The 3,450-nt window shown below is 70.1% G+C and carries 3 protein-coding genes and 1 pseudogene; 1 reads left to right on the top strand and 3 read right to left on the bottom strand.

Annotated elements, in window-relative coordinates:
- Positions 1 to 95 precede the first annotated feature (95 nt).
- Together ABT112_RS34855 and ABT112_RS34860 are read right to left on the bottom strand one after the other, a co-directional pair.
- The gene (locus ABT112_RS34855) at positions 96 to 713 is read right to left on the bottom strand and encodes a DUF6230 family protein (RefSeq protein ID WP_351515797.1); all 618 of its coding nucleotides are present in this window, start codon (positions 711 to 713) and stop codon (positions 96 to 98) included.
- 570 nt (positions 714 to 1,283) lie between these two features.
- Positions 1,284 to 2,255 carry a tetratricopeptide repeat protein gene (locus ABT112_RS34860; RefSeq protein WP_351515798.1) on the bottom strand — a complete coding sequence of 324 codons (972 nt, stop codon included), beginning with the start codon at positions 2,253 to 2,255 and terminating at the stop codon, positions 1,284 to 1,286.
- A 302-nt stretch (positions 2,256 to 2,557) separates the two neighbouring features.
- Here ABT112_RS34860 and ABT112_RS34865 point away from each other — a divergent pair, with 302 nt between their 5' ends.
- Positions 2,558 to 3,244: a TetR/AcrR family transcriptional regulator gene (locus tag ABT112_RS34865; protein WP_351515799.1), complete on the top strand. Its 687-nt coding sequence runs from the start codon at positions 2,558 to 2,560 to the stop codon at positions 3,242 to 3,244.
- A 16-nt stretch (positions 3,245 to 3,260) separates the two neighbouring features.
- Here the strand turns inward: ABT112_RS34865 and ABT112_RS34870 are convergent.
- Positions 3,261 to 3,450 (bottom strand): annotated as a pseudogene (locus ABT112_RS34870) (hypothetical protein); the annotation flags it as partial.

Raw genomic sequence — 3,450 nt, forward strand, 5'->3', positions numbered from 1 at the left:
ACACCGTGGACGTCCGGCCGCGGGCGCATACGCGGCCGGATACGCACCGCCACTGCCACCGGCACCGGCCCCTCCACCGCCCGCCCGGCGAGTGCTTAGTAGCACTCCTTGACACCCTTGTGGATCTTCATGCTGAGCCCGCTCAGCTTGAAGGTTCCGGCGCTGGTGGCCCACGCGGTCTGCTTGACGTCGGTCAGGGTCGCCGAGTCGGCCTCCTGAGCGAAGCCACCGCGGCTGGCGTGGTCGTCCTTGTTGATGCCGGGGCCCTTGGTGCTGGCCCCCGCCGCGACACCGATGTTGATGTTCCGGAAGGTCGCGTCCGCGTCCAACTGGGCAACGTCGATGTACAGGTTCTCGGCCGTGACCGGATCCTTGGCACCGGCGTTCAGCTGCAGCGTGACCGTACCGACGAGCGGGATGTCCGGGGTGACCACGGACTGGCACATCTTGTTGATCTCTGCGTGCTTGAACGCGGAGACCGCGACGGGCTGGTTCTTCCCGCCGACCTGCTCGTCGTAGGCCCCGTACTGGATGAAGCCTTTGCCTTCGAGCCGCTCAGCAGACACCTTGAACTGCTGGCCGGACACCTGGAACGACGCCGCGAGCGCACCCTGCGACAGGGCCACGCCGATCGCTGCGGTGGCAGCGACGCTCGGGACCATGACAACGGCGAACCGCTTCCATCTGGTCCCGCCACGAGCCTGGGACTCCATGAGTTTCCTCCTTCTCGGACGTACATCTCCGGCCGGGGCCAGTGGGCCGGCCCCGTCTGGGATGGGAGAAGTGCTACGTCCTCGGGAAGGAGAGCGCCGCCCTCCGGGCGCGAACCGCGTCCGAAATCACCGGCGATCACCCCCGAGCGACAACCACTGGCCACGCTCCCGCGCAACCTGCTGGACAGGCCCTGCCGGTGGCAGAGACCCCCCTGTCCAAGGCCGGCGTCATCTGCCGCCGGCCGCTCGGTGGGGACCCAGGAACCCCATGACACCGGCTGGTTGCCGGGTGACGGGAATGGACCGAGCGTGGCCGATCGTGGTCCATTACAAGCCGCGACACAAGGGGCTCGTTACTTGTGAGTAACGGCGAGATAACCGAAGCATGGCCGATGGGTCTCGGCCAGCCACATAGCGTCGCGGGGAGTGCGCCCGATACCGGAGGAGGAATAGCTACATACACGGACAAGGGCCCGCGGTTCCCTTACTGCAAGTAACAGCGGCCGCGATTACCAAGTTTTGGTAAAACGCGACCGCTGTGATCACGGCGTCACCACTGGTGACGGCCGATCAGAAGAGTACGCGAGCCAGCGCCCCACGGGCAGTGGTCACGCGCGGATCGTCGCCGCCGATCACCTCGAAGAGCTCCAGCAACCGCAGCCGGGCCTTCTCGCGTTCGTCACCGGCCGAGCGCTTCACCGTCTCCACCAGCCGACCGAAGGCGTCCTCGACATGACCGCCCACCAGGTCCAGGTCGGCCGCGGCCACCTGGGCGTCGACGTCGTCGGGGCGTTCGGCCGCCGCCTTGCGCACCGCCTGCGGGTCCAGACCCTGCACCCGCTCCAGCAGTTCCGCCTGGGCGAGTCCGAGCTTCGCCTCGGTGTTGGCCGGGTCGTCCGAGAGGACATTCCGGTACGCCTGGACCGCGCCGCCCAGATCACCGGCGTCCAGCGCCTCGTGGGCCGCGGCGAGCGCGCTGTCGTGCGGACCGGCGGGGCGCTCGGGCACCTCGGCCTCGGCGTCGTCCTCCACACCGGGCTCGATCGGGGCACCGACGATGCCGAAGCGCTGCTCGGCGGCCTCGATCAACTGGTCGAGCACCTGGCGGATCTGCGACTCCGGGGCCGCGCCCTGGAAGAGCGGCAGCGCCTGACCGGCGACCACCGCGAAGACCGCGGGAATGCCCTGCACGCCGAACTGCTGGAACAGCGCCTGGTTGGAATCTACGTCGATCTTGGCCAGAACGAATCGGCCCGCGTACTCCGCGGCCAGCTTCTCCAGCACCGGGGAGAGCTGCTTGCACGGCTCGCACCACTCGGCCCAGAAGTCGATGACGACCGGGACCTCGGTGGAGCGCTGCAGGACATCCTGCTCGAAGCCCGCCTCGTCGACATCGAAGACCGGACGGGCGGCGGTGGCGCCGGTGCCACCGGTGCGGGCCGACTCGGCCCGGGCCTGCTCGGCCTTCTGCTTGGCTTCCCCGGCGGCCTTCACCGCGGCGAGGTCGACGACTCCGCTCATGGACATGTTCCGTGGCTGCATGAGTACATCCTCCCCCTTCCGCGCAAAGATCGGAAAAGTGCGGTGGCCGATACACGCACCGCGTTCGCCCGATGACCCGCCGGAGTGCGGGGACGGACGCTGCGGAGACGGCCGAATCGTGGATTCGTGGGCGGCGGCAGGTCCCCACCCGCGCGCCGGAGTGATCGTCGCTCTTTCGCTACGACTCGTAGCGTAACTGCATCCGACCCCGTGCCCACAAGACCGCCTCCCCCGATGGGCGGTGATCTCGCTCACGGCAGTCTTCCCCGGCAGAACCCCTACCAACCGGTATGGTCGCCCGCATGTGCCGCACCACCCCCCGCAGCCCGGGCCGAACGGGCCGGCCCCGCAGCGCCGAGGCGGATGCCGCGATCCTCGACGCGACCCGCGCCGCGCTCGTCGAACTGGGCTGGTCCAAGCTCACCATGAGCGATGTCGCGGCACGCGCCGGGGTCGCCAAGACCACCCTGTACCGGCGGTGGGCGAACAAGAGCGAACTCGTCGTGGACGCGGTCGCCGTGCTCTTCGACGAACTCGAACTCCCCGACCTGGGCAGCCTCCGGGCCGATGTGGAGAGCGTGGTGCTGCAGTTCGGCGCGCTGCTGGAACGGCCGGAGACCAAGACCGCCCTGATGGCGGTGGTCGCCGAGTCCACGCACGACGCGGCGCTGCGCGAGCGCATCCGGTCGGCGATCGTCGACCGGCAGAAGGAACTGGTCGTCCTCGGCCGGGACCGCGCACAGCAGCGCGGTGAACTGCCGTCCGACCTCTCCGGCCCGGACGGCGAGGCCGCCGCGGCCCGCAACATGGACCTGATCTACGACGTGATCGCGGGAGCCGTGGTGCACCGCACGCTGGTGAGCGCGGAGCCGGTGGACGCCGGCTGGTCCCACGACTTCACGACCCTGCTGCTCGGCGGGCTGGCCGCGGTGGCCGGCGACGGCCAGGGCGGCCTTGCGGCGGTGGCCCACGACGGCCGGCCGGTCTGAGCCGGGTCCCGGCCGGTCATCGCGGAACCGGCCCCGGCAGGCCGGGCGGGCGGGGCGCGTGGGCGCCGGACCGACGAGCCGACGGCCGGGCCGGACGGGCCGAGCCCACGGCCTGCTCCATCACCGAAGCGACCACCCGCTCGAAGTCGGTCACCATCGGATTCCGGCCGATGTGCACGCCCTGCCCGGGGCCGTCGAAGACCACC

Origin of the sequence: Streptomyces sp. NPDC002055, from assembly GCF_040296705.1 — a bacterium.
Classification (GTDB): Bacteria; Actinomycetota; Actinomycetes; order Streptomycetales; family Streptomycetaceae; genus Streptomyces.